The 1051-nt window shown below is 74.6% G+C and carries 2 protein-coding genes; both read right to left on the minus strand.

What is annotated here, in order from left to right; translation table 11 throughout:
* The coding region (locus ACYVE7_RS34540; RefSeq protein WP_460370841.1) for an ABC transporter ATP-binding protein at positions 1-472 on the minus strand (472 nt) is incomplete at its 3' end.
* Positions 469-1051 (minus strand): efflux RND transporter periplasmic adaptor subunit (locus tag ACYVE7_RS34545; RefSeq protein WP_460370842.1); only part of this gene is annotated, 583 nt, incomplete at its 5' end. The genes ACYVE7_RS34540 and ACYVE7_RS34545, both read right to left, overlap by 4 nt.

The raw sequence follows: 1051 nt of genomic DNA on the forward strand, positions 1-1051 counted from the left end.
CGACCACGGCCCGGGCCATCGCGACCCGCTGCTGCTGCCCGCCGGACAGCTCGTGCGGCTTGTGGTGCAGCCGATCGGCCAGCCCCACCCGGGCGAGGGCCGCGCGGGCCCTGCGCCTGCGGTCGATCAGCCGGACCCCCGCGTACAGCAGCCCGTCGGCGACGTTGTCGAGGGCACTGCCTCCCGGCGCGAGATGGAACTGCTGGAACACGAACCCGATCCGGCGGGCCCGCAGCTCCGAAAGCTGACGGTCGGTCAGCGACGCCACGTCACGCCCGTCGACGTGCACGCTGCCGCCGGTGGGGTGGTCGAGCGTGCCCAGCAGGTTCAACAGCGTGGACTTGCCGGAACCCGACGGCCCGACGATCGCGACGAACTCCCCCGGCTCCAGCGCGAACGCCACCCCGCCGAGCGCGGTCACCCCGCCCGGGTAGGTGCGGACGACGTCGCGGAGCTCCGCCACCGGGCTCATACCGGCACCTCGACGTTCTGCCCCTCGGCCAGCCCGTCCCCCGCCACCTCGACGAGGCCCTGCGCGAACGTGCCGCCGTCGACGTCGACGAGCCGCCGCGCACCGCCCTCGACGACCGCGACCTGGTAGCCGCCGCCCGGCTTGGCCAGCAGCGCGGCGACCGGAACGGTCAGCACGCCCTTCTTCCGGCTCGTGGTGGCCGTGACGGTGACGGGCGCCTGGTCGAACCCCCGCACCGCGCCGCTGAGCGCGACCGTCACCGGGACACTCGTGGTCGCGCCCTGCCCTTCCCCGGTCTTGGCGACGGTCCCCACGGAGCTCACCACTCCCTTGACCGTCCTGCCGTCCGGCAGGGTGACGGTCACCTTCGTGCCCTTGCGGACCGCTCCCTGATCGGCGACGGGAAGATCCATCGTCACCTGGGTGCGCTGCCCCGTGTAGGTGAGGACGGGCCCCGACGCCGGATCCCCCGGCTCCTTCTTCCGTTCGCCGACCCGGACCGGGCCCGGCGCGAACACCGCGGCGTCCGGCGCGACGGTCCCGGTCTCGGGCACGCCGAGGGCGTCCTGCCAGCGCCGT

This window comes from Actinocorallia lasiicapitis (assembly GCF_054778695.1).